Here is a 21,078-nt window from a genome sequence, read left to right as displayed (position 1 = left end):
ATTACCAAGAAATCGTATCAGCCGCAATTGCCGGCTCTCCGTCGCCGGATGTGCATATTGGCACAAGCGCATGCTGTCATATGCCCCTATGGGATGGGGCGTCCGGCAGAGAGACGCGCGGATTCGTCAGCGCCTGCACCGTGCGTGCCTGATCCAGCCGCGCTCTCGCGTCGCCGGTGAAGGACTGCCATGCCGGCGAGGCCTCGATCACCCCGGCCAAGGTCGAGGCCGTGTAAGTCGTGCCGAAGGCCTGCCTCGCCCCATGAGCCACATAGGCCACGGTTTCCGGCCATTTCAGCCAGCGCGGGCTGGTATCGGCGAGGCGATTGACCCAGCCAGCCAGGCCGCGCAGGAAACCGGAGAGCCCTCCGAGCAGTCCCGGCCCTGTCGGCGGTTGGCGCAAGGCTTCCAACCCGTCGCTGAGCACCGGCGCCAGCGCGAGGGACATCTCGCGGTTGCGATCCGCGTCGTGGTTCGTCCAGCTGCCCATCTGTCCGGGGGTCTCCAGCCGCTCCAGCAGCACCGGATCAGGATCGACCTGCCGGATCGCGGCAATCAGCCCGCCGGTGGCGATGGCATGCACCGCTTCGGCCTCCCGAAGCCGTCTGGCGACCGTGTCCCACGTGACCGCGCTGAGGCGGCGCTCCTCCTCGTCGGCGAGACGGCGGGCTTCTGCGGCTCGCTCAGTCGCGATCTCTGCCGCCTTCTGCGCCTTCAGCCGTTCCTGTTCGGCCTTCCACGCCGCCCGGTCCAGACGGCGGCGGCGCGGCCCCGTACGGGCCTGCCCATGCTTCGCGCCGACCGCGGCGTGATAGCGGTCCTGCCAGCCGCGCATCGCCTGCTTGTAGCTGCGCGACGGCGAGCCGGACCAGCCATGATCCTTGTGCCGGTCCTGCTCGCGATGGCCCTCATGGCAGCGCTTGGCGTCCATGCGCATATTGTCATCTGCACATATGGGCACGGCCAGAACATGCACATGCGGGTGGGCTTCATCGCGATGCTCGACGATGCTCAGCACTTCGGCCCCGTTCCACGCGGCATCGGCCTTGGCGAAGGCGATCACGTCCCTGCGCCAGCGCAGATACTCAGCCTGGTCCATGTCCTCGACCGGATCGGGAAAGCTGAAAACGCTGCCGAGCATCACATGCGTGTCGCTGCGAATGGTCCGCAGATCGCCCTTCCGGTCCGGCTGCTCCTTGCGCAATCGGCGCAGCAGCTTGTTTTGTTCGGCGATACGCTGCTCGATGACCTCGACCACCTCCGAGGGCCGGATACCTTCGAGGATGGTGGGCGGCTGCGAGTTCCCGACATGCGGGCAGGCCCCGTCCAGCCGCTCGGCCTCATCCGCGACGTCACGGACCGACCGGCTCTTGCTGTTGCCCTTGCGCGAATAGGTCTGCTTGTGCGCCTCCAAATTCCTCTACAGCTTGCGCGACCCTTCCGGTCCTCTGGCCCTGCCGCGGGGCAAGTGCCGACCGGGGCTGCGCAAATCGCCCACCCTTGCCCTTGCCGCGAATCGGACGCATGGCTGGCGGAATGGAAAGGAATCGCGCATGAGCGAATGGACCAAGGGCTTCTGGGCAATGATCGCGGTCTGCGTGACCTGGGGCCTCTCGCCGATCTTCTACCGCGCCCTGGCCGGCGTCCCGACCGTCGAGGTGCTGGCGCATCGCACCATCTGGTCGCTGGCGCTGTTCCTGGTCGTGCTGGGCGCGCAGGGCCGGCTGGGCCAGCTGCGCGCGGCGCTGACCGGCGCTGTCGTCAGGCGGATCGCCCTTGCCGCGCTGACGATCTCGGCGAACTGGGGGCTGTTCATCTGGGCCGTGCAGGCCGGCCATGTGGTGCAAAGCTCTCTGGGCTACTACATCTTCCCGCTGGCCGCGGTGATGACCGGGGTGCTGGTCTTCGGCGAAAGCCTGACCCGGGTGCAGGCCATGGCCATCCTGCTGGCGGTGCTGGCGGTCGTGCTGCTGACCTGGGGGCTGGGGGTCGCGCCCTGGATCAGCCTGGGGATCGCCCTGACCTTCGTGCTCTACGGCGCGCTCAAGAAATCGCTGCCGCTGGGCCCGGTGCTGTCCGTCGCGGCCGAGGTCGCGCTGCTGGCGCCGCTGGCGCTTGGCTGGCTGATCGCCCAGGCGCTTGGCCTGATGCCGGCGCCGCTGGCCCAGCCGCTGGGCTTCGGCGCGAATCTGCCGGTAACGCTGCTGCTGATCGCCTCGGGCGCGATCACGGCGGTGCCGCTGATCCTGTTCAGCTATGCCGCGCGGCGGATCGAAATGGCCACGGTCGGGCTGATGTTCTATCTGAACCCGACGCTGCAATTCCTCTGCGCCGTGCTGCTGTTCGGCGAGACCTTCACCACCTGGCACATGATCGCCTTTGCGATGATCTGGGCGGCGCTGGCGGTCTATTCCGCCTCGGCCCTGCGCCAGTCCCGCCGCGCCCCGCCATTGGCAAACGGGTGAAACCCCGTATAGAACAGCGCGAAAGAACATCCGGGGGCGACATGGCCAATCAGAACGACAGCTTCATCGACGAGGTCACCGAGGATCTGCGCCGCGACCGGCTGTTCGCGCTGTTCCGCCGCTATGGCTGGATCGCGCTCCTGGTGATCCTGGGCATCGTCGGCGGGGCCGCCTGGCGGGAATATTCCAGCAGCCAGGCCGAAACACGGGCCCGGGCCTGGGGCGACGCCATCATGGCCGCCCGGCAGGGAGACGATCCGATCACCGCGCTTTCCGCCGTCGATCCCGCCGGCTCGGCCGGTCGCAAGGTGCTGTCCGAAATGCTGGCAGCCGGCGCCGAGGCCCAGGCCGGCCTGCCGCAAAAGGCGGCCGAGCGACTCAAGGCCGCCGCGGCCGGCCTGCAAAACGATCCGGTGCTGCACGACCTGGCGCTGCTGAAGGCCGTGATGGTCGCCGGCCCGGCGATGGATGCGGCCGAACGCGACCGGCTGCTGGCCGATCTCTCCAAGCCCGGCGCCCCCTTCGAGCTGCTGGCGCTGGAGCAGAAGGCCGTGGCGCTGATCGGCGCCGGCCGCACCGAGGATGCCGTGATGCTGATCGGCCAGATCCAGCAAAAGGACGGGTTGTCCGAGCCCTTGCGCCGCCGCCTGTCCGAGATGATGATCACGCTGGGCGTGGAACCCGAGCCCAGCGAAGGATCCCTGCCGCAGACCATGCCGGCCCCCGCCGCAAACTGAAGGCCGGCCCCGCCGGCAAACCGAACCAAAGCGCCCGTGGCCGAACCCGACCCAATACCGGCCCGGATAGAGGAGAAAGCGATGACGAGGCTGTCCCTGATCGCCGCTCTGGCTGGCCTGACCGCCCTTTCGGCCTGCACCCAACGCGAGGCGCCGCTGCCCGGAGAGCGGCTGGACCCGCGTGCCGTGCTGTCGCCCGACGGTCCTGCCACCGAAGGCGCCCAGGCGCCCACCACCGCCGCCCTGTCCCTGCCGCCTGTGCGCGCCAATGCCGACTGGCCGCAGCGCGCCGGCAACGCCGCCCATGCGCCGGGCAACGTCGCGCTTGGCGCCGGCACGCGCCGGCTCTGGGCGGTGCCCATCGGCACGGCCTCGGACAAGCGCCACCGCATCACCGCCGAACCCATCGTCGCGGCGGGGCTGGTCTTTGCCATGGACAGCCAGTCCACCGTCACCGCCACCACGGCCGGCGGCGGCCGGGTCTGGAGCGTCGATCTGCGCCCGGCCGGCGAAAGCGGCCGCAGCGTCTCGGGCGGCGGGCTGGCCTTCGAGGGCAACCGTATCTTCGTCACCACCGGCTATGGCGAGCTGGTGGCGCTGGATGCCCGCACGGGCGCCGTCGCCTGGCGGCAAAAGGTCGGCTCGACGATCGGCGGCGCGCCCACGGTCGTCAATGGCGTGGTCTATGTGCTGGACCGCGAACAGACCGGCTGGGCGGTGCGCGCCAATGACGGCAAGGTGATGTGGCGCAGCTTCGGCAACAAGGACATGGCCGGGGTGATGGGCGCCTCGGCCCCGGCAGTCTCGGGCAGCACGGTGGTCTTTCCATCGAACACCGGCGCGCTGGCGGGCGTGGATGCCCGCGACGGCAGCCAGCTCTGGGTCGCCAATGTCGGCGGAACCCGGGTCGGCCGCGCGGTCAGCTATTTCCGCGACATGACCGGCGATCCGGTCATCCTGGGCAACACGCTTTATGCCGGCACCAGCGCCGGCGGCGTCGGCGCCTACGACATGAGCAACGGCATGATGAAATGGCATGCCCGCGAAGGCGCGGCAAGCCCGGTCCTGGCCGCCGGCAATTCGGTCTTCCTGGTGAACGACCAGGCGCAGCTGATCCGGCTGGACGCGGCGAACGGCGCCCGGGTCTGGGCGCAGAAGCTGCCCTATTTCACCGAGTCCGTCATCCGCAAGCAGGACCGGGTCTGGAACCATCACGGGCCGGTGCTGGCGGGATCCAAGCTTTACCTTGCCTCGTCGGACGGCTATCTGCGCGTCTTCGATCCCGCCTCGGGCGCGCTGATCGGCACCGCCCAGATCCCGGGCGGCGCCGCGGCAGCCCCGGCCGTCGCGGGCCAGACCCTTTACGTCGTCACCCATGACGGCCAGTTGATCGCATACAGATGAGCTTTACCCTCGCCATTGTCGGGCGCCCCAATGTCGGCAAGTCCACGCTGTTCAACCGCCTTGTCGGCAAGCGGCTTGCCCTGGTCGACGACCAGCCCGGCGTGACCCGCGACCTGCGCGAGGGCGCGGGGCGTCTGGGCGACCTGCGCTTTATCGTCGTCGATTCGGCGGGCCTGGAGATCGCCGAGGACGACAGCCTGCAAGGCCGCATGCGCCGCCTGACCGAGCGTGCGGTGGACGAGGCCGACGTTTGCCTGTTCGTGATCGACGCCCGCGTGGGCGTGACGGCGGCCGACGAATATTTCGCCGACATCCTGCGCCGGCGGGCCAGGCATGTGATCCTGGCCGCCAACAAGGCCGAGGGCCGCGCCGGCGAGGCGGGCGCGATGGAGGCCTATGCGCTCGGCCTGGGCGAGCCCCTGCGCATCTCGGCCGAGCATGGCGAGGGCATGGACGACCTCTACCGCGCCCTCGTGCCGCTGGCCGAGGCGTTCGAGGCGCAGAACGTCCAGCAGGCGCCCGAGACCGACGTCGCCGTCGAGGATGGCGACGATGAGACCGAGGACTGGCGCCCGTCGGAAAGCAAGCCCTTGCAGATCGCGGTGATCGGCCGGCCCAATGCCGGGAAGTCGACGCTCATCAACAAGATCCTGGGCGAGGACCGGCTGCTGACCGGACCCGAGGCCGGCATCACCCGCGATTCGATCAGCGTCAGCACGAATTTCATGGGCACGCCGGTCCGCATCTTCGACACCGCCGGGATGCGCAAGAAGGCGCGCGTGACCGACAAGGTCGAAAAGCTTTCCGTCGCCGACGGCTTGCGCGCCGTGCGCTTTGCCGAGGTGGTGGTGGTGCTTCTGGACGTGGGCATCCCCTTCGAGCAGCAGGACCTGCGCATCGCCGATTTCGCCGAAACCGAGGGCCGCGCCGTGGTCGTCGCCGCGAACAAATGGGATCTGGAAGAGGACAAGCCCGAAAAGCTCAAGGAACTGCGCGAGGCGTTCGAGCGGCTCTTGCCGCAGTTGAAGGGCGCGCCCCTGGTCACCGTCTCGGCCCGCACGGGCAAGGGGCTGGACCGGCTGCACAACGCGATCCTCAAGGCGCATGAGGTCTGGAACCGCCGCATCCCCACCGCCCGGCTGAACCAGTGGCTTTCCACCATGACCGAGGCGCATCCGCCGCCCGCGCCCGGCGGCCGCCGCATCCGGCTGCGCTATATCACCCAGGTCAAGACCCGGCCGCCGGCCTTCGTGGTCATGGCGACCCATACCGACAAGCTGCCTGACAGCTATCAGCGCTATCTCGTCAACGGGCTGCGGCAGGATTTCGACATGCCCGGCACGCCGATCCGGCTGACCTTCCGCGACCAGGGGACCAAGAACCCCTACAAGGACAAGGCCAGCAAGATCAACCAGTCCGGCGCGCTGTCCAAGCACAAGCACCGGCAAAAGCCCAAGGGCAGCTAGGCCGGGCGCCTAGGTCGTCACCCGCACCAGCGCCACGGCAATGATGGCGATGGCGATGACCGTCATGGTGGCGATGGCCGCGTCGGTGGTGACGGTGCTGGCGGCAATGCCGATCAGCCCCCAGATCACCGCCACGCTGAAGCCGATCCGGCGCCCCAGCCGCAACTGCACGCTGACCGCGGCGACCGAGCCGATCAGCAAGGCGATCACCGCCGCGGCCTCTTGCGGCACGCCCAGCCGGTCGCGCAGCAGCCCGGTAAAGACGGCAAAGCTGACCAGCAGTCCCCAGCCCGCGACAAAGCCCAGCGAGGAACTGTGCTGCACCAGGCTGCCGGCGCGGATGCCGCGCAACGCCGCCGCCAGGAACCCCGCCAGCATCGCCGCCGACAGCAGGAAGGCGATGACCGGATGGCCGCGCAGGAACCAGGGCCAGATCGCTCCCGCCAGCAATCCCAGGATCAGCGGCGCATGTTCGCCCAGGCTGTCGTCCCGTTCGTGCAGCCGCAGCAGATGGCCCGGCGTCGGCGGGCCGGCGTTCTGCGGCGGCAATTCGCGCTCTTCCTCCAGGGCGGCGGCGCGGGCCAGGCGCATCCGGCGCCTCTCGAACCAGCGGCGGCCGGCGTGATAGGCCAGCGCCGCCCAGGTCATGCCCAGAAGCCCGGCCATGCCCAGGCCCTCGGGCCGCAGGAACAGGCCGGGCAGATCGACCGGCGGCGGCCGGGCGCCGGGGTATCCCTGCCAGGGCGACAGCGCAAGGCCCGGCTCTGCCAGCGGCAGCGCAGCGGGCTCGGATCGCAGCGCGTAAAGCAGCGTGCTGGCCGTGAAGACCAGCACCGCAAGGATCAGCAAGGATGCGCCCGCGCGAGACATGGGCAGGAAACGCCGCCCGTTCCCGGCCGGTTTCGCGTGCTCTATCTTTTGTTAAGTCAGGCCAGGACGCCGTCGGCGCCCAGCCGCGTCCTGCCGCCCAGATAGGGATGCAGCACCTCGGGCAGCTTGACCGACCCGTCCGCCTGCTGGCCGTTTTCCAGCACCGCGATCAGCGTGCGCCCCACCGCCAGGCCCGAGCCGTTCAGCGTATGGACGAATTCCGGCTTGCCGCCGCCCGCCGGGCGATAGCGCGCGTTCATGCGCCGGGCCTGGAAATCGCCGCAATAGCTGACCGAGGAGATCTCGCGATACTTGCCCTGCCCGGGCAGCCAGACCTCGAGGTCATGGGTGATGCGGGCGCCGAAGCCCATGTCGCCGCCGCACAGCACGATGGTGCGGTAAGGCAGGCCCAGCCGCTCCAGCACCGCCTCGGCGCAGCGGGTCATGCGGGCATGTTCCTCGACCCCCGATTCCGCATCGGTGATCGAGACCATCTCGACCTTTTCGAACTGGTGCTGGCGCAGCATCCCCGAAGTGTCGCGGCCGGCGCTGCCGGCTTCCGAACGGAAGCACTGGCTATGCGCCACCATGCGGCGCGGCAGGCTGGCATGGTCGACCAGATCGCCGTTCACGGTGTTGGTCAGCGTGACCTCGGATGTCGGGATCAGCCACCAGCCCTCGCGGGTCTGATAGCTGTCCTCGCCGAATTTCGGCAGCTGCCCGGTGCCCTCCATCATCTCGGACAGCACCAGGACAGGCGCCCAGGTCTCGGCCAGCCCATGCTCTTCTGTATGCAGGTCCAGCATGAACTGCGCCAGCGCGCGATGGACGCGGGCGACGCCGCCCTTCAGCACCACGAAGCGCGAGCCAGAGAGTTTCGCGGCGGTCTCGAAATCCATGCCGGGACGGACGCCCTCGATCTCGAAATGCTCGCGCGGGGCGAAGTCGAAGGCGCGAGGTTCGCCCCAGCGCCGGATCTCGACATTGTCGTCCTCGTCCTTGCCCGGCGGCACGCCGTCCAGGGGCAGGTTGGGGACGGCCAGCAGCAGCTCGCGCAGCTTGGCGTCCAGCGCCGTGGCCTCGGCCTGCAGCCGCGCGGTTTCGTCCTTCTTGGCGGTGACCAGGGCGCGCAGACGCTGGAATTCGGCCTCGTCGCCGCGACCCTTGGCGGCGCCGGCCTCCTTGCTGGCCTTGTTCTGCTCGGCCTGCGCGGCCTCGGCGGCCGCGATGCGGGAACGGCGGTCGGCATCCAGCGACAGGATCTCGGGCGAAACCGGCGGCAGGTTGCGCAAAGCAAGCGCAGCGTCGAAAGCGGCAGGGTTTTCGCGGATGGCGCGGATGTCGTGCATGGCTGACCCGTGTTAAGTAAGTACTTACTGTAAGCCCGGATAACCCAAAGCGGCGCAGGGCGAAAGCCTCAGCCCGCCATCTCAGCCCGCCGCCTCGGCCAGCATGTCGCGCAGCACGCCGAAGAACCGCTCGCGTCCCGGATAGCCCTCGACGCGCACCATCTCGATCCCGCCCCGCAGCAGGATGAAGGTCGGCGTCAGCCAGGGCTGCCGCGCCAGCGCCAGCCCGTCGGGCCAGGGTCCATCCAGATCGACCATCAGCAGCGGCGCCGCGCGCCCTTCGGGGTGCCGACCATAGACCGGCGCGATCTCGCGATCCCACTGCGCGCAATAGACGCAGCCCCTGCGCCGCACCATCAGCAATTGCAGCCCGGACGCGGCCGTCCCCGGCCCCGCCGCCATGGCCGCCATCCCGGCCAGTATCGCCCGCCTTGTCAGCATTGCCCGCTCCGTTGCTGCCCCAGACCTATCCCCCGCGCCCATCCGCCACAACCGCCCGGCGTTTACATGTCTTCCTTGTGGAAATATCCACGGGGTGCGGGGGCAGTCGGCGCTCGCGTCGCAACAAGGCAGCGGGATGGGCATGGACGAACTGACCGAACCCTTGACGCAGGGCAACCGCCGCGCGCTGTCCCGCGCGATCACGCTGATCGAAAGCACGCGCCCCGACCATCGCGCCCGCGCCTTGGCGCTGCTGGCCGAACTGCCCCAGCGGCAGGCGCTGCGCATCGGCCTGTCGGGGACGCCGGGGGTCGGCAAGTCCACCTTCATCGAGGCTTTCGGCAAGATGCTGACCGCGCAGGGCCTGAAGGTCGCGGTGCTGGCCGTCGATCCCAGCTCGGCACGCTCGGGCGGCTCGATCCTGGGCGACAAGACCCGGATGGAAACGCTGAGCCGCGATCCCAACGCCTTCATCCGCCCCTCGCCCTCGCGCGCCGAACTCGGCGGCGTGGCGCGCCGCACGCGCGAGACGGTGCGGCTGTGCGAGGCGGCGGGCTTCGACGTGGTGCTGATCGAGACGGTGGGCGTCGGGCAAAGCGAAACCCTGGTGGCCGAGATGTCGGACCTGTTCATCCTGCTGCTGGCCCCGGCCGGCGGCGACGAGCTGCAAGGCGTCAAGCGCGGCATCATGGAGATCGCCGACATTATCCTTGTCAACAAGGCCGACGGCGATCTGCGCGAGACCGCGATGCGCACGGTCGCCGATTACGCCGGCGCGCTGCGGCTGCTGCGCAAGCGCCCCTACGACCCCGAGGGCTTTCCCAAGGCGCTGCCGGTCTCGGCCTATACCGGCGAGGGGCTGGACAAGGCCTGGTCCAACATGACCTGGCTTGCCGACTGGCGGCGCGAGCACGGGCATTTCGACGGCCGCCGGGCCGAACAGGCGCGGCACTGGTTCCTTGCGGAACTGCGCGCCGGGCTGCTGGCGCGGCTGGACCGACCCGAAGTGCGCGCCCGGCTGCGCGAGATGGGCGATGCCGTGGCGCGGGGCGAGAGCGATCCCGATTCGGCTGCGGCGCATATGCTCGACTGGCTGGGGGCGGCGGAATGCGATTCGCTGACCGCCGGACGGCAGGCCCATGAACGCCGGGCCTGACCCGCAGGCCGATCCCGGCGCCGCGCTGACCGCACTGCTGGGCCAGCCGCCGCAGGGGCCGGCCGCGCTTGCCGCCGCATGGTTCGACACGCCGCTGGGCGCCATGATTGCGGTGGCGGATTCCGACCGGCTGCACCTGCTGGAATTCGTCGAACGCGAGGCGCTGCCGGCCGAGTTGCGCCGCCTCGCCAAAGGCGCCGGGGGCCGCATCGGCCCCGGCCGCACCGCCGTCACCGACCGGGCCGAAGCGCAGATCACCGCCTATTTCGCCAGCGGCTTGACGGCTTTCGACCTGCCGCTGGCCCTGCACGGCACGGATTTCCAGCAGCAGGTCTGGCGGGAATTGCAGCGCCTGCCCGCAGGCGCAACCATCAGCTATGCCGAGCTGGCGCGGCGCATCGGCCGGCCCTCGGCGATCCGCGCCGTGGCGCGGGCCAATGGCGCAAACCAGATCGCGGTGGTGATTCCCTGCCACCGGGTGATCGGCTCGGATGGCGGGCTGACCGGCTATGGCGGCGGTCTGTGGCGCAAGCGGGCGCTGCTCGACCATGAAACCCGGCATTTCCCGGCATGAGGCAGCGCGGCGCGGCAAGAGAACCCGGCAAAAAGGCTTGACGTGCCGCCCATCTCGCTTTATCCCGCGCAAACGGATTTCCGGGCGCTGCCACGCGGCGCCCTTTCATATTGCGGGCAGACGCCCGCGCAGGATCGAATCGAAGGAACAAGATCATGTCGCGCGTTTGCGAACTGACCGGCAAGGGCCCGATGAGCGGCAACAACGTCTCCCACGCCAACAACAAGACCCGCCGCCGGTTTCTGCCGAACCTGAACGAAGTGTCGCTGCTGTCGGAAAAGCTGGGCCGCAGCTACCAGCTGCGCATCTCGGCCGCGGCGCTGCGCTCGGTCGACCACCGCGGTGGTCTGGACGCCTTCCTGGCGAAAGCCAAGGACGCGGAACTGTCGGATCGCGCGCTGAAGATCAAGCGCGAGCTGGCGAAAGCCTGATCCTTTCTTTCCGTCTTTCTGGCCACGCCTGTCGATTCCAGGTCCGGCCACATGCGATGCGCCCTGCCGTCCGCGGCGGGGCCTTTTCATATCTGGACGGGCGGTAATCGAAACCCGCGCCGCACCGGCTCGCATTTCATGACGCCCCGGCGGCAGTTCATGCCAAATCGTCCCTGACGGCCCAGCGCCCGGCCACAGGCACAGCCCGGAAATCCCGGTGAAGTCGCGCCGCCGTCGTGCTATCATTGCAAGAGCCGGGGCGGAGGGCTGGGCATGATCGGCGAGGATATTCGCGGCGGCGTGGTGATCGGCATGCTGCTTGGCCTTGACGAAGGCCGGCCGCTGGTGGTCTTTCCCGGCAATCCCTCGGCCCAGGCGGTTCCGGCGCGCAGCCTGGTGCGGTTCGAGCCCGGCGATATCGGCGCCGAGCTTGCCATCCTGTTCGAGGATGGCGATGCGTGCCGGCCGCTGGTGGTCGGCCGCATCGTCTCGGCCATGCCCGCCGGGCCAGTGGCCGTCGCCGACGGCGAGCCGCTGCGCATCACCGCCCGGCAACGGATCGAACTGCGCTGCGGCAAGGCCTCGATCGTGCTGGAGGCGGACGGCCATATCACCATTCGCGGCACCTATCTGGTCAGCCACGCCTCGGCGGCGAACCGCATCCGCGGCGGCTCGATCAACCTGAACTGATGTATCCCCCCGCCCCCGTCCTGCCCGAGATCCTGCGCCAGCACGCCGAGCAGGCGGCGTTCCTGTGGACGCTCTACGACCGGGCGATGCTGTTCCCCGAGGAAAACCCCGAGATGGACGCCCTGCGCATCGCCCGCCTGCTGGAGCGGCTGGAGGCGCATATGGACGGGTTGCGCGTGGCCGGCACCGAGGGGCTGCGCATCGCCGAGGCGCGCTTTGCCGAATACCCCGAACCGGGCGAACTGTTCGTTCTGCGCATGCTGCAACCCGGCGCCGAGGGGCTGCGCGTGGCGGCGCTGGATCTGGACCGCGTCAGGGCCTATCTGGCCGAACGGCTGGATCAGCCGCCGTAATCCGCCATGTCGAGCCGGCGCAGGAAGATATTGCCGTCATAGCCCATCTCGAACCCCTCCCAGTTCTCGCCGTCGAAGATGAAGACCTCCTTCCAGCCCGAGATCACCAGCTTCTCGTCCGAGGCGTGCATGTAGAAGGCTTGGCCCAGCTCGCGCAGCGGCTCGACGACATTGCCTTTCTGCACGCTGATTCCATAATTCGCATCGGTCCAGTAGCGCCGGCCCTTGAAGCTGAGCACGCCCATATAGTCCCAGGGCTGCGATTGCAGTTCCGTCAACTCGTCATCGACTATCGCATAGGCCGCGCCCCTTGCGCCGCAGACATGGATCGCGCCATCGGGCATGACCTCGATCGCGTGGAAATTGCGCTGCACGGGCAGATCGACCGGAACCCAGCGCCGGCCTTCCAGCCGCGCGAGAACGCCGCGGTTCCCGCAGGCATGGATCATATCCGCACGCGGCCCGTGGATGCATCGGAACACTGCGTTGCCGTAGCCCTCTATCCGCTCCCACGCGCCACCTTCGCGGGCATAGGCCGTGCTGCGATCGCCGTAGACATACTGATGGCCGGCATCGAGATGCCACAATCGCCGCAGGACGCCGTCCTGAAGGGTCGTTACCGAATCACCCCCCGGCGTAAGGTCGTGCACATGCCGGCCCAGTTGCAGCACGACATGATGGTCTGGTGAAAGGCTGGCATGGGACAGGATGGATTTGTCGATCCGCATCCGCACCGAGTATGTCAGGGTCGCGCCGAAATCGACCATCAGCAGGAACGAGCGAACCACCTCGCTGTCCTCGTCGCTGAGCTCGAAACTCGCCGCATAGCGCGTGCCGCCCAGATGAAAGGCGTCGATGGCTTCGATGTCCACCTCCTCCGGCGCCAGGTCGTCTATGGTCCTGCCGGGATCGTCATATGCATTAGCCACTTTGTGACCTCACTCTTGTGCTGAGAAGTTCTTCGTGCGTCTGCGGCCTAAGCTTTCCGTCGGCCCCCTTCTTCTTGGGCGCCACGCTCTGCAGATAGGCCAGCAGGATCAGTTTCAGGCATTCGAGCGCGTGCTCCCTGGTTTTCTCGTCCTCATCTTGCAGGCATTCGTGGTGAGCGTCATAGGCCTGTTGCGTCTCGGCGATCGCATCGCCGAGAGTCGGACGGGGATTGTCGGCCAGATACTCCCTGATCGCCGTCGTCTTGAGATTGTGCGGCGTCTCCTTCTTGCTGCCCTTGCCCCTTTTGGGGGTATTGTTGTCGCCCAGATGGCGGGACTGCATGCAGACGCAGGGGGCCTTGTCGACATCATAGCTCCCCCATGGCTTGTAGTTCGGACCGCCGCGGGCCTGCTGAAACATCTGGTTCTCGAATGGATGCTCGGATTCCTTGCCGGTCTGCTCGGAGTTGCAGGGGCTGTCACCATGCTCGTGAACCTGCATTCCCAGGTCGTTCAGCAGCGTCACGCAATTGGTATCGCTGAAATTGGCCGCACAGATCTCGGCCCAGGGCGGCGTCTGCCCGCCGGGCGAGGCGTGATTATGCGTGGCAAGGTCGGAAAAGCGGATCACCGGCTCGCCGTCGAACTTCACGTCGTTCGACCAAGAGTTGAAATATTTCTTGCCGGTGTTCTTCGAGGTGATAATGCCCTTTTTCGCCGCGCATCCCGCCTCGGTCCCCGAGGTGCGGCTGACGTCGGACTTGTTCTTGATGTTCACCGTCTTGCCGCCGATGAACACCGTCCCGGTGCCGTTTTCCGTGTCCGAGGCGACGCCGAAGCTGGGATAGGGCACCGGCACGCCCGGCGGGGTCGCCGGGTTCTCGGGCGGGGTGAAGCAGGTGTCGGGAAAGGCGGCGATGGTCTGGGCGTTGACCGCCTTGCCGCTGATCTCCAGCCCGTTGGCGAAAACCCCGCTCATCGCACCGCCCCCGTGGCAAGGCGGTCCTCGGCCGAGACGCGCCGGGCCGGGCCGCGCGCCTCGTGCAGCACCGCCGCCCCGCAGGCACCATCGTCGCCCGAGGCCTCGACCAGCACCGGCGAGCCGGGGGCATAGCCCTTGCGCACCGCCGCCAGCGCCATGCCCAGCATCGCCGGCACCGCCGCCGCGCCGATATTGCCCAGGCTCTCGGCCGGGCTCCACAGATCCTGAAAGGCGGTCCGGCCGCGTTCCAGCCGCAAGGTCATCAGCGCGGCTTGGCGGAAGAAATGCTGCTCGCCCGGCAGGTCCGAGATGCGGTATTCGACATGGGCGAGATCGGTCTCGGCCTCTGCCAGCGCGGCGCGATAGGCGGCCGCCATGCCGTCGCCGCGCAGGGGCAGGTCCGCGCCGTCCTCGCCACGCGCATTGCCCAGAAAGGCCGCCTCGCGCGCCAGCCCCAGCCCGGTCAGCCGCAAGGCGCCCCCCGGCCCCAGCAGCACCGCCGCCGCCGCCTCGCCGGGGATGAAGCCGTCGGCATTGCCGTTCTGAAGCAGTCGCTCAAGGCCGGCGTAATGCGCCAGCGCCGGCCCGGTCAGATAGCTGTCGAGCCCCAGCAGGATCACCCGCCCCGCCTGTCCCGCCGCGATCATGCGCCGCGCCCGTTCCAGCCCGACGAAGCCCGAGGGCCGGCCATGCGCCACCACATGCGCCCGCCGCTCGGGCAGGCCCAGGATCTGGGACAGCATGCGCAGCAAGGCCGAGGGGTCTTGCACCGGGCGACCGGGGCGGCCCTCTTCGGCCAGGCACAGGATCAGCGCAGCCTCGGTGGCGGCGGGCTCCTGGCGCAGGATGTCGGCCACCGCGCCGGCGGCCAGATGCGCCATGCGCCGCTGGCCGATCCAGTTGCGGGGCAAGGGCACCGGCGCACCGATGCGCCAGCCGCCCGGGGCGATGAAGCGCGTCTCGGCGAACCCATCCAGCCGCGCCCGCATCGCCGCCGCCGAGGCGACCCAATCGAGCCCCACCGCCGTCACCATGCCCGCCGCCAGCACGCCGATCATGGGCCATCCCCCTCGCCCTCGCCCGGAACGGCCGCCAGGCGGATATAGCCGCGCCCCTCGCGCTCGGCCCGCAGCATGGCGGCAGTCGGCGATCCGATCCATGCGCGCGAGAATTCGGCGATGGTGCGGCGGATCGGCACCTGCACGCGCCAGCTCAGCATGAAAACCCGCGCCTCGGCATCGATGGCCAGCGTGTCGGGCAGCGCCGCGGTGTCGAGGCAGCATTCGCGCCCGCGCCAGACCCGGAACGGCAGCCGGGTGTCGGGCAGACGGAACGCCTCGCGCCCGCGCGGGGTCAGATGCACCAGCACCACCGGGGTAAAGGGCGCGGGCGGCGCGATCTGCTGGTCGGGCGGCGCCATCTGGTAGTAGCGCTCATCGAAATCCCGCGGCAGGAAGGGCGCGGTCTCGGCCACCCAGCGCTCGTCATAGGTGCCGCCATAGGGCAGGCGCAGCGGCCAGCCGCGCCCATAAGGCCCCAGCGCCATCGGCTGCCAGTCGCCATAGGGCGAGGTGATCTCCTGCCCCGGCGCCTCGGTATTGGGCAGCGCGAGCCCGGCCGGACTGCCGCCCGAGGCGGTGGCCCAGCCCAGCCCGACCGGATTGGCGGCATGGACCGGCACGTCGGGACCGGGTGGACGGCTGCGGTCGGGACCGCCGAAGGCCGTGTCATAGGAAAACGGCATCCGCGTGAAGGGATAGGGCCGGGTCGCGGCGATGGCCGGCCCCAGCACGCGCCATTCGCGCTGGCCGACCACGTCGAGCTGCTTGGACCAGTTGCCCACCGCCAGCCCGACGCGCAGCCGCTCGACCGGGCGGCCGTCCGGTGCATGGGCGGCGCCGTTCAGCACCACATCGCAGAAGGGCTTGCGAAAGGCGAAATCGCTTTCCCAAAGCGGCGCGGAAAAGCCCGGCGCGCCGGTATATTCGTCGGCCATGACCAGCGGACGCTGGTCCTTCAGCGGCAGGGGCGGGTCGGTTTCACGGTCGGGAAAGGCGAAGCTGCCCTTGACCACCAGCAGCATGTAGCCTTGCCCGGCCACGTCCATGCCGGTCCCCATCTGATGGGGAAAGCCGGTCTGGTCGAAAATCTGCACGGCGCGCCTCAGTCCAGCGCATAGCCGAAGCCGTCCGGCCCGCCGGTCACCGTCACCCTGCCGATGCCGCGCCCTTCCAGCCTGGCATCCAGCACCCGGCGGCTGAGTTCGGGCAGGATCGCGCCGGTCAGGATGGCGTCGATCATGCGGCCGCCCGATTCGACCTCGGTGCAGCGGGCGCGGATCTGCTCCATGACTCCCGCGCCGATCACCAGTTCGGCGCCATGCGCGGCGGCCAGCCTGCGGCCGATGCCGGCCAGCTTCTGCCCGGCGATGGCCTCGATCATCGCATCCGAAAGCGGCAGGTAGGGAATCGTCACCAGCCGCCCCAGCAGCGCCGGGGGAAACACCTTCAGCAAGGGCGGGCGCAGCGCGGCCGACAGGCTGTCGATCTCGACCCGGGTGCGGCCGGCATCGGTCAGCGCCATGATCTCGTCGGTGCCGACATTCGAGGTCATCAGGATCAGCGTGTTGCGAAAGTCGATCCGCCGCCCCTCGCTGTCGTCCATCATCCCCTTGTCGAAGACCTGGAAAAAGATCTCGTGCACGTCGGGATGGGCCTTTTCCACCTCGTCGAGCAGGATCACCGAATAGGGCCGGCGCCGCACCGCCTCGGTCAGCACGCCGCCCTTGCCATAGCCGACATAGCCCGGCGGCGCGCCCTTGAGGGTCGAGACGGTATGCGCCTCCTGGAACTCGCTCATGTTGATGGAAATCAGGTTCTGCTCGCCGCCGTAAAGCGCGTCGGCCAGCGCCAGCGCGGTCTCGGTCTTGCCGACGCCCGAGGGACCGCAGAGCATGAAGACGCCCATCGGCTTTTCCGGCGCGCCCAGCCCGGCCATGCCGGTCTGGATGCGGCTGGCGATGGTGGCCATGGCATGGTCCTGACCGACGACGCGCTGCGCGAGCAGGCCCGCAAGGCCCAGCGCGCGCTCGGTCTGGCTGGCCAGCATCCGGCCCAGCGGGATGCCGGTCCAGTCCTGCACCACCGCCCCCACCGCCAGCCGGTCCACCGAGGGCAGGATCAAGGGCCGCTCACCCTGCCTTTCGGCCAGTTCGGCCATCTTGGTGCGCAAAAGTGCCAGCCGCGCGGCGGTGTCGGGGGGGTCGGCCGCCTCGGTTTCCGCAGAGGCTGGGGGCAACCTATCAGCGCCGTCCGTATCCGCCCCCGCCTCGTTCGCCCCCGTCTCGTCCAGTGCCATGCCCTCGCCGCGCAACTCGGCCCGCAAGGTCAGGATGTCCGAGACCAGCGCCTTTTCCGCCTCCCAGCGTTCCAGCGCGGCCGCGCGCTCGGCCTCCGTCGCGGTGCGGGCGGCGTCGTTGGCGGCCTGGCGCTCGGTCGTGTCGATCCCGATGGCGGCCTCGCGGGCGATGATGCCCGCCTCGATCTCCAGCGCCTGCAGGCGACGCTCCAGATCCTCCAACTCGGCGGGCGTGGCGTGCTGGCTGACGGCGACGCGGGCGCAGGCGGTGTCGAGAAGGCTGATCGCCTTGTCCGGCAATTGCCGCGCCGGGATATAGCGATGCGACAGCGAAACCGCGGCCCCGATCGCCTCGTCCAGGATCTCGACCCGGTGGTGCTTTTCCAGCACGCCCGCCACGCCGCGCAGCATCTCGACGGCGGCCGCCTCCGATGGCTCCTCGACCTTCACCACCTGAAAGCGCCGGGTCAGCGCCGGATCCTTTTCGATATGCTGCTTGTATTCGGCCCAGGTGGTGGCGGCGACGGTGCGCAACTCGCCCCGCGCCAGCGCGGGTTTCAGCAGGTTCGCGGCATCGCCCGTTCCCGCCGCGCCGCCGGCACCGATCAGCGTATGCGCCTCGTCGATGAACAGGATCACCGATTTCACCGAAGCCTGCACCTCGTCGATCACCGATTTCAGCCGCTTTTCGAACTCGCCCTTGACGCTGGCGCCGGCCTGCATCAGCCCGATGTCCAGCAGCCACAGATCGACCGCGGCCAGTTGCGGCGGCACGTCGCCGCGCGCCAGCCGCAGGGCAAAGCCCTCGACCACGGCGGTCTTGCCCACCCCTGCCTCGCCGGTCAGGATCGGGTTGTTCTGCCGCCGCCGCATCAGGATGTCGATGATCTGGCGGATTTCCGGGTCGCGGCCGACCACCGGGTCGATCTTGCCGGCCCGCGCCCGCTCGGTCAGGTTGGTGGCGTATTTCGCCAGCGCCCCCTCGGGCGGTTTCGGCACGTTGGCCGGCGCCATCTCGGGCGGGGCCGTCCCCTCCGCCTCGGCCGAGCCGGCCAGGATGCCGGGCAGGTCCGGCGCCATGCGGTCGGGGTCGATGCGGCCGAACTCCGGGCTGATGCGCAGCAGCAACCCCTCCAGCACCGGGGTCTTGAGGCAGGCGACCAGGATGTCGCCCGAACGCACCCGATCGGTGCCGCCCTCCAGCGCGGCCAGGGTCCAGCCCTCCTGGATGGCGTGAAAGATGTGGTCGGAAAACTCCTCGACCGCGCTGGCGCCACGCGGCAGGGCGTCCAGCGCCCGGGCCAGGTCGCCCTCCAGCCGGGCGGCGTCGACCCCGGCCGCCGCGGCGATCAGCGACAGGTCCGAATCCGGCATCCCGGCCAGCGCGGCAATGAAATGCACCAGCTCGACATAAGGATTGCCGCGCGCCTTGGCGTTGCGCGCGCCGTCGGAAAACGCCCGCAGGCACAGCGGGTCCAGCCGGCCGACCAGCTCCTTGCGCTTGACCGTCTCTCTGGAACCTCTGGCGGGGGCGCGGGGCGTCACGGTCGTCATCCTGGCCATCCTTGCGAAGCTGGCAAAAGAACCGGAGCGATAAATCGGGCTTGCCACGGGCAAGCTCGGGGGGAAAATGACCCTAGGGAAGTGTATTGCAAAACCGCGACTTTCGGAAATCCTTTCGCAAGGAGCCGGCGATGGGCAACCTGCCGCAAAAGGAACTGCCGCGATGATCCCGGCCCTGCCGGGGGACATCTTCCACGAGGGCCAGGTGCTCAACAACACCTGGACCGTCGAGGGTGTGTTGGGGCGCGGCGGCACCGGCGAGGTCTATCGCGCGAAAAGCCTGGTCACCGGCCGGGTGGTGGCGATCAAGGCGCTTTCGGCCGGATTCTCGGGCGACGAGGGCTATCTGGAGCTGATGCGCCGCGAAGAGGCGATGCGCGACATCCTGCACGATGCCGTGGTGCGCTACAGCGACTGCTCGCGCACGCCCGAGGGCCATGTCTTCCTGGTGATGGACTTCATCGACGGCCCGGCCCTGTCCGAGGCGATGGCCGAGCGGCGGCTGGGGATGCGCGAATTGCTGATCGTGGCGCATCGCGTGGCCGAGGGGCTGGTGGCCGCCCATGCCCGCGGCGTGGTGCATCGCGACCTGTCGCCGGACAACGTGATCCTGCGCGACGGCCGGGTCGAGGGCGCGACGGTGATCGACTTCGGCATCGCCAAGGACACCGCCGCCGGCGCGCATACGGTCGTCGGCAACCAGTTCGCCGGCAAATACGAATATGCCGCGCCCGAACAGTTCGACGGCAAGGCCGAGCCGGCCAGCGACCTCTATGCGCTTGGCGCGTTGCTGCTGGCGGCGGCGCGGGGCGAGGTGCCCTTTGCCGGCGCGACGCCCGGCGAGATGATCCGGCGCAAGGCCGAGACCTTGGACGTGACCGGCCTGCCCGAGCCCCTTGCGGGGCTGATCCTGTGGCTTTCGGCGCCGCGCATCGCCGAGCGCGCGCCCTCGGCCGCGGCGGTGGTGGCACGGCTGGATGCGCTGCTGAAGGGGGCCGAGGCCGCGCCGGCCCGCAAGGGCGCCACCCCGCGGCCGCAGCAGCGTCGGGCAGGGGGTGGGCGCGGTCGGATAGGGATTATCCTGCTGGTGCTGGCCGTGGTGCTGGCGGGCGGATTCTTCGCGGCAAGGTCGCTGCTGGTCCCCGACCTGCCGCTGGTCCAGCCTTGGCGGCTGGAGGCGGCGGGCGGCGAGGCGCCCCGGCTGGCCGGGCCGGCACCGGATACCGCCAGCGCCGGACGAATCGCGGCCGCCTTCGCCGCCGCAAACGGAGGCGATCCGCCGCCGGACGCGCTGTCCCCGGCGCGCGGCATGCCGACACCGGGCTGGGCCGAGGCGGTGGAGCGGCTTTTCCCGGCACTGCAAGGGCTGCAGGACTGGACGGTTCTGGTCACCGACATGCGCGCCGAGGTCACCGGCACCGCCGCCACCCCGGCCGAGCGCGACGCAGCCGCCGCCCGGCTGGCCGAATGGGCGCAGGCGACCGGCATGGAACTGGTGGCGCGGCTGGCCGCCGCCCCCGCCCTGCTGATGCCGGCCGATCTGGACGCGCTGCTGGCCCATGCCGCCAGCTGCGGCCCGCTGGCCAGCGACCTGCCGCAAGGGGGCGCCCCGCCCGGCGCCGGCGTGACGATCCGCGGCGCCTTGCCCGATGCAGCCGCCGCCACGGCGCTGGCCGAGACGCTGCGCCCGGCGCTTGGCGACCGCACCCTGCGACTGGAGGTCGAGACGCTCAGCCCCTCGCTCTGCAGGATCCTCGCCGCGGCCTCGGACCTGCCCGAGGGCGGCATCGGCATCCGCCTGGCCGAGGCGAAGCGGCCCGAGCCCTCGCTGACCGGGATCTATCGGCCCGGCGACAATCCGGTGGCCGATGTGCTGATCCCCGCCGAATTGGCGGCCACGCCCGAGGCAGAGCTTTGGGTCGCGGTCGAGGAAACCGGCCAGGTCTTCAACGTGCTGCCCAATGCCGGCGACCAGGAAACCCGGCTGGACCGCATCGGCCGGCCCGAGGGCACGCTGCGCCGCGTGCGCGTGCTGTGGCCTGCCGACGATCCCGGCCTGGGCCAGGGGCGCATCGCCTTTCGCGTCAACGACCGCGATTTCGGCAAGGCGGGGATCTTCGCCTTCGTGACCCGCGGCCCGCTTTTCGACGAACGCCGCCCGGGCGACGAATCCGCCGCCGCCTTTGCCGAGGCGCTGGCGGCACGCCGCGCGGCCCGGCCGGACCTGATTCTGGCCGCCACCCATCGCATCCTAGACCTGCGACCCTGACGGCTCGTCTGTTCCCACGGTCAGGGCATATCGGCCGATCCG

At 69.6% G+C, this 21,078-nt stretch carries 19 protein-coding genes; 10 read left to right on the top strand and 9 right to left on the bottom strand.

Annotated elements, in window-relative coordinates; all coding sequences use genetic code 11:
• Nucleotides 1-76 precede the first annotated feature (76 nt).
• On the bottom strand, nucleotides 77-1,414 hold the full coding sequence (locus BLT64_RS08190; RefSeq protein WP_011748703.1) for a plasmid recombination protein: 1,338 nt from the start codon (nucleotides 1,412-1,414) through the stop codon (nucleotides 77-79).
• Nucleotides 1,415-1,553: 139 nt separating this feature from the next.
• Here BLT64_RS08190 and rarD point away from each other — a divergent pair, with 139 nt between their 5' ends.
• The 4 genes from rarD to der all read left to right on the top strand — a co-directional run bounded on the left by rarD (nucleotide 1,554) and on the right by der (nucleotide 6,072).
• On the top strand, nucleotides 1,554-2,465 hold the full coding sequence (rarD, locus tag BLT64_RS08185; RefSeq protein ID WP_011748704.1) for an EamA family transporter RarD: 912 nt from the start codon (nucleotides 1,554-1,556) through the stop codon (nucleotides 2,463-2,465).
• A 41-nt stretch (nucleotides 2,466-2,506) separates the two neighbouring features.
• The gene (locus tag BLT64_RS08180; protein WP_041529968.1) at nucleotides 2,507-3,202 is read left to right on the top strand and encodes a tetratricopeptide repeat protein; all 696 of its coding nucleotides are present in this window, start codon (nucleotides 2,507-2,509) and stop codon (nucleotides 3,200-3,202) included.
• 81 nt (nucleotides 3,203-3,283) lie between these two features.
• A complete protein-coding gene (locus tag BLT64_RS08175) occupies nucleotides 3,284-4,606 on the top strand; it encodes a PQQ-binding-like beta-propeller repeat protein (RefSeq protein ID WP_011748706.1) in 1,323 nt (440 codons plus the stop codon).
• A complete protein-coding gene (der, locus tag BLT64_RS08170; RefSeq protein ID WP_011748707.1) occupies nucleotides 4,603-6,072 on the top strand; it encodes a ribosome biogenesis GTPase Der in 1,470 nt (489 codons plus the stop codon). The genes BLT64_RS08175 and der overlap by 4 nt, the downstream gene beginning before the upstream one ends.
• Before the next feature lie 9 nt (nucleotides 6,073-6,081).
• Here der and BLT64_RS08165 read toward each other — a convergent pair whose 3' ends face one another.
• The 3 genes from BLT64_RS08165 to BLT64_RS08155 form a co-directional block, all read right to left on the bottom strand.
• The gene (locus BLT64_RS08165; protein WP_232290467.1) at nucleotides 6,082-6,921 is read right to left on the bottom strand and encodes a hypothetical protein; all 840 of its coding nucleotides are present in this window, start codon (nucleotides 6,919-6,921) and stop codon (nucleotides 6,082-6,084) included.
• A gap of 77 nt (nucleotides 6,922-6,998) precedes the next feature.
• Nucleotides 6,999-8,291, bottom strand: coding sequence for a serine--tRNA ligase (gene serS, locus BLT64_RS08160; protein WP_011748709.1), 1,293 nt, complete (start codon nucleotides 8,289-8,291; stop codon nucleotides 6,999-7,001).
• A gap of 81 nt (nucleotides 8,292-8,372) precedes the next feature.
• A complete protein-coding gene (locus BLT64_RS08155) occupies nucleotides 8,373-8,732 on the bottom strand; it encodes a thioredoxin domain-containing protein (RefSeq protein WP_011748710.1) in 360 nt (119 codons plus the stop codon).
• A 142-nt stretch (nucleotides 8,733-8,874) separates the two neighbouring features.
• Here BLT64_RS08155 and meaB point away from each other — a divergent pair, with 142 nt between their 5' ends.
• The 5 genes from meaB to BLT64_RS08130 all read left to right on the top strand — a co-directional run bounded on the left by meaB (nucleotide 8,875) and on the right by BLT64_RS08130 (nucleotide 11,936).
• Nucleotides 8,875-9,888 carry a methylmalonyl Co-A mutase-associated GTPase MeaB gene (meaB, locus tag BLT64_RS08150; protein WP_011748711.1) on the top strand — a complete coding sequence of 338 codons (1,014 nt, stop codon included), beginning with the start codon at nucleotides 8,875-8,877 and terminating at the stop codon, nucleotides 9,886-9,888.
• Entirely contained in the window at nucleotides 9,872-10,462 is a 591-nt protein-coding gene (locus tag BLT64_RS27605; RefSeq protein WP_011748712.1) for a methylated-DNA--[protein]-cysteine S-methyltransferase, read from the top strand. The genes meaB and BLT64_RS27605 overlap by 17 nt, the downstream gene beginning before the upstream one ends.
• A 155-nt stretch (nucleotides 10,463-10,617) precedes the next feature.
• Nucleotides 10,618-10,893 carry a 50S ribosomal protein L28 gene (rpmB, locus tag BLT64_RS08140; RefSeq protein WP_011748713.1) on the top strand — a complete coding sequence of 92 codons (276 nt, stop codon included), beginning with the start codon at nucleotides 10,618-10,620 and terminating at the stop codon, nucleotides 10,891-10,893.
• 273 nt (nucleotides 10,894-11,166) lie between these two features.
• Nucleotides 11,167-11,583 (top strand): DUF6484 domain-containing protein, encoded by a 417-nt coding sequence (locus BLT64_RS08135; protein ID WP_011748714.1) that lies wholly within the window; start codon nucleotides 11,167-11,169, stop codon nucleotides 11,581-11,583.
• Nucleotides 11,583-11,936, top strand: coding sequence for a hypothetical protein (locus BLT64_RS08130; protein ID WP_011748715.1), 354 nt, complete (start codon nucleotides 11,583-11,585; stop codon nucleotides 11,934-11,936). The genes BLT64_RS08135 and BLT64_RS08130 overlap by 1 nt, the downstream gene beginning before the upstream one ends.
• Here the strand turns inward: BLT64_RS08130 and BLT64_RS08125 are convergent.
• Genes BLT64_RS08125 through tssH form a run of 5 tightly spaced genes read right to left on the bottom strand, consistent with a single transcriptional unit; the run spans nucleotide 11,924 to nucleotide 18,758 of the window.
• Entirely contained in the window at nucleotides 11,924-12,865 is a 942-nt protein-coding gene (locus tag BLT64_RS08125) for a hypothetical protein (protein ID WP_011748716.1), read from the bottom strand. The genes BLT64_RS08130 and BLT64_RS08125 overlap by 13 nt on opposite strands.
• The gene (locus BLT64_RS08120; RefSeq protein WP_011748717.1) at nucleotides 12,858-13,844 is read right to left on the bottom strand and encodes a DUF4150 domain-containing protein; all 987 of its coding nucleotides are present in this window, start codon (nucleotides 13,842-13,844) and stop codon (nucleotides 12,858-12,860) included. The genes BLT64_RS08125 and BLT64_RS08120 overlap by 8 nt, the downstream gene beginning before the upstream one ends.
• Nucleotides 13,841-14,905, bottom strand: coding sequence for a 3-oxoacyl-ACP synthase (locus tag BLT64_RS08115; RefSeq protein ID WP_011748718.1), 1,065 nt, complete (start codon nucleotides 14,903-14,905; stop codon nucleotides 13,841-13,843). The genes BLT64_RS08120 and BLT64_RS08115 overlap by 4 nt, the downstream gene beginning before the upstream one ends.
• The gene (locus BLT64_RS08110) at nucleotides 14,902-16,002 is read right to left on the bottom strand and encodes a DUF2169 family type VI secretion system accessory protein (RefSeq protein WP_011748719.1); all 1,101 of its coding nucleotides are present in this window, start codon (nucleotides 16,000-16,002) and stop codon (nucleotides 14,902-14,904) included. The genes BLT64_RS08115 and BLT64_RS08110 overlap by 4 nt, the downstream gene beginning before the upstream one ends.
• An 8-nt stretch (nucleotides 16,003-16,010) precedes the next feature.
• Nucleotides 16,011-18,758, bottom strand: coding sequence for a type VI secretion system ATPase TssH (gene tssH / locus BLT64_RS08105; protein WP_011748720.1), 2,748 nt, complete (start codon nucleotides 18,756-18,758; stop codon nucleotides 16,011-16,013).
• 172 nt (nucleotides 18,759-18,930) lie between these two features.
• On the opposite strand from tssH, the gene BLT64_RS08100 reads away from it, so the two are divergent.
• Nucleotides 18,931-21,036: a serine/threonine-protein kinase gene (locus tag BLT64_RS08100; RefSeq protein ID WP_011748721.1), complete on the top strand. Its 2,106-nt coding sequence runs from the start codon at nucleotides 18,931-18,933 to the stop codon at nucleotides 21,034-21,036.
• Nucleotides 21,037-21,078 lie beyond the last annotated feature (42 nt).

The sequence above is a fragment of the Paracoccus denitrificans genome, from assembly GCF_900100045.1.
In the GTDB taxonomy this organism is placed as follows: Bacteria; Pseudomonadota; Alphaproteobacteria; order Rhodobacterales; family Rhodobacteraceae; genus Paracoccus; species Paracoccus denitrificans.
Note: the sequence above shows the minus strand (reverse complement) of the source record. Positions and strands in the feature narration are given on the sequence as shown.

Excerpts from the sequence above, each read along its gene's own strand:
- rarD (WP_011748704.1), top strand. The coding sequence starts at position 1,554 with ATGAGCGAATGGACCAAGGGCTTCTGGGCAATGATCGCGGTCTGCGTG.
- BLT64_RS08180 (WP_041529968.1), top strand. The coding sequence starts at position 2,507 with ATGGCCAATCAGAACGACAGCTTCATCGACGAGGTCACCGAGGATCTG.
- BLT64_RS08175 (WP_011748706.1), top strand. The coding sequence starts at position 3,284 with ATGACGAGGCTGTCCCTGATCGCCGCTCTGGCTGGCCTGACCGCCCTT.
- der (WP_011748707.1), top strand. The coding sequence starts at position 4,603 with ATGAGCTTTACCCTCGCCATTGTCGGGCGCCCCAATGTCGGCAAGTCC.
- serS (WP_011748709.1), bottom strand. The coding sequence starts at position 8,291 with ATGCACGACATCCGCGCCATCCGCGAAAACCCTGCCGCTTTCGACGCT.
- BLT64_RS08155 (WP_011748710.1), bottom strand. The coding sequence starts at position 8,732 with ATGCTGACAAGGCGGGCGATACTGGCCGGGATGGCGGCCATGGCGGCG.
- meaB (WP_011748711.1), top strand. The coding sequence starts at position 8,875 with ATGGACGAACTGACCGAACCCTTGACGCAGGGCAACCGCCGCGCGCTG.
- BLT64_RS27605 (WP_011748712.1), top strand. The coding sequence starts at position 9,872 with ATGAACGCCGGGCCTGACCCGCAGGCCGATCCCGGCGCCGCGCTGACC.
- rpmB (WP_011748713.1), top strand. The coding sequence starts at position 10,618 with ATGTCGCGCGTTTGCGAACTGACCGGCAAGGGCCCGATGAGCGGCAAC.
- BLT64_RS08135 (WP_011748714.1), top strand. The coding sequence starts at position 11,167 with ATGATCGGCGAGGATATTCGCGGCGGCGTGGTGATCGGCATGCTGCTT.
- BLT64_RS08130 (WP_011748715.1), top strand. The coding sequence starts at position 11,583 with ATGTATCCCCCCGCCCCCGTCCTGCCCGAGATCCTGCGCCAGCACGCC.
- BLT64_RS08120 (WP_011748717.1), bottom strand. The coding sequence starts at position 13,844 with ATGAGCGGGGTTTTCGCCAACGGGCTGGAGATCAGCGGCAAGGCGGTC.
- BLT64_RS08115 (WP_011748718.1), bottom strand. The coding sequence starts at position 14,905 with ATGATCGGCGTGCTGGCGGCGGGCATGGTGACGGCGGTGGGGCTCGAT.
- tssH (WP_011748720.1), bottom strand. The coding sequence starts at position 18,758 with ATGACGACCGTGACGCCCCGCGCCCCCGCCAGAGGTTCCAGAGAGACG.
- BLT64_RS08100 (WP_011748721.1), top strand. The coding sequence starts at position 18,931 with ATGATCCCGGCCCTGCCGGGGGACATCTTCCACGAGGGCCAGGTGCTC.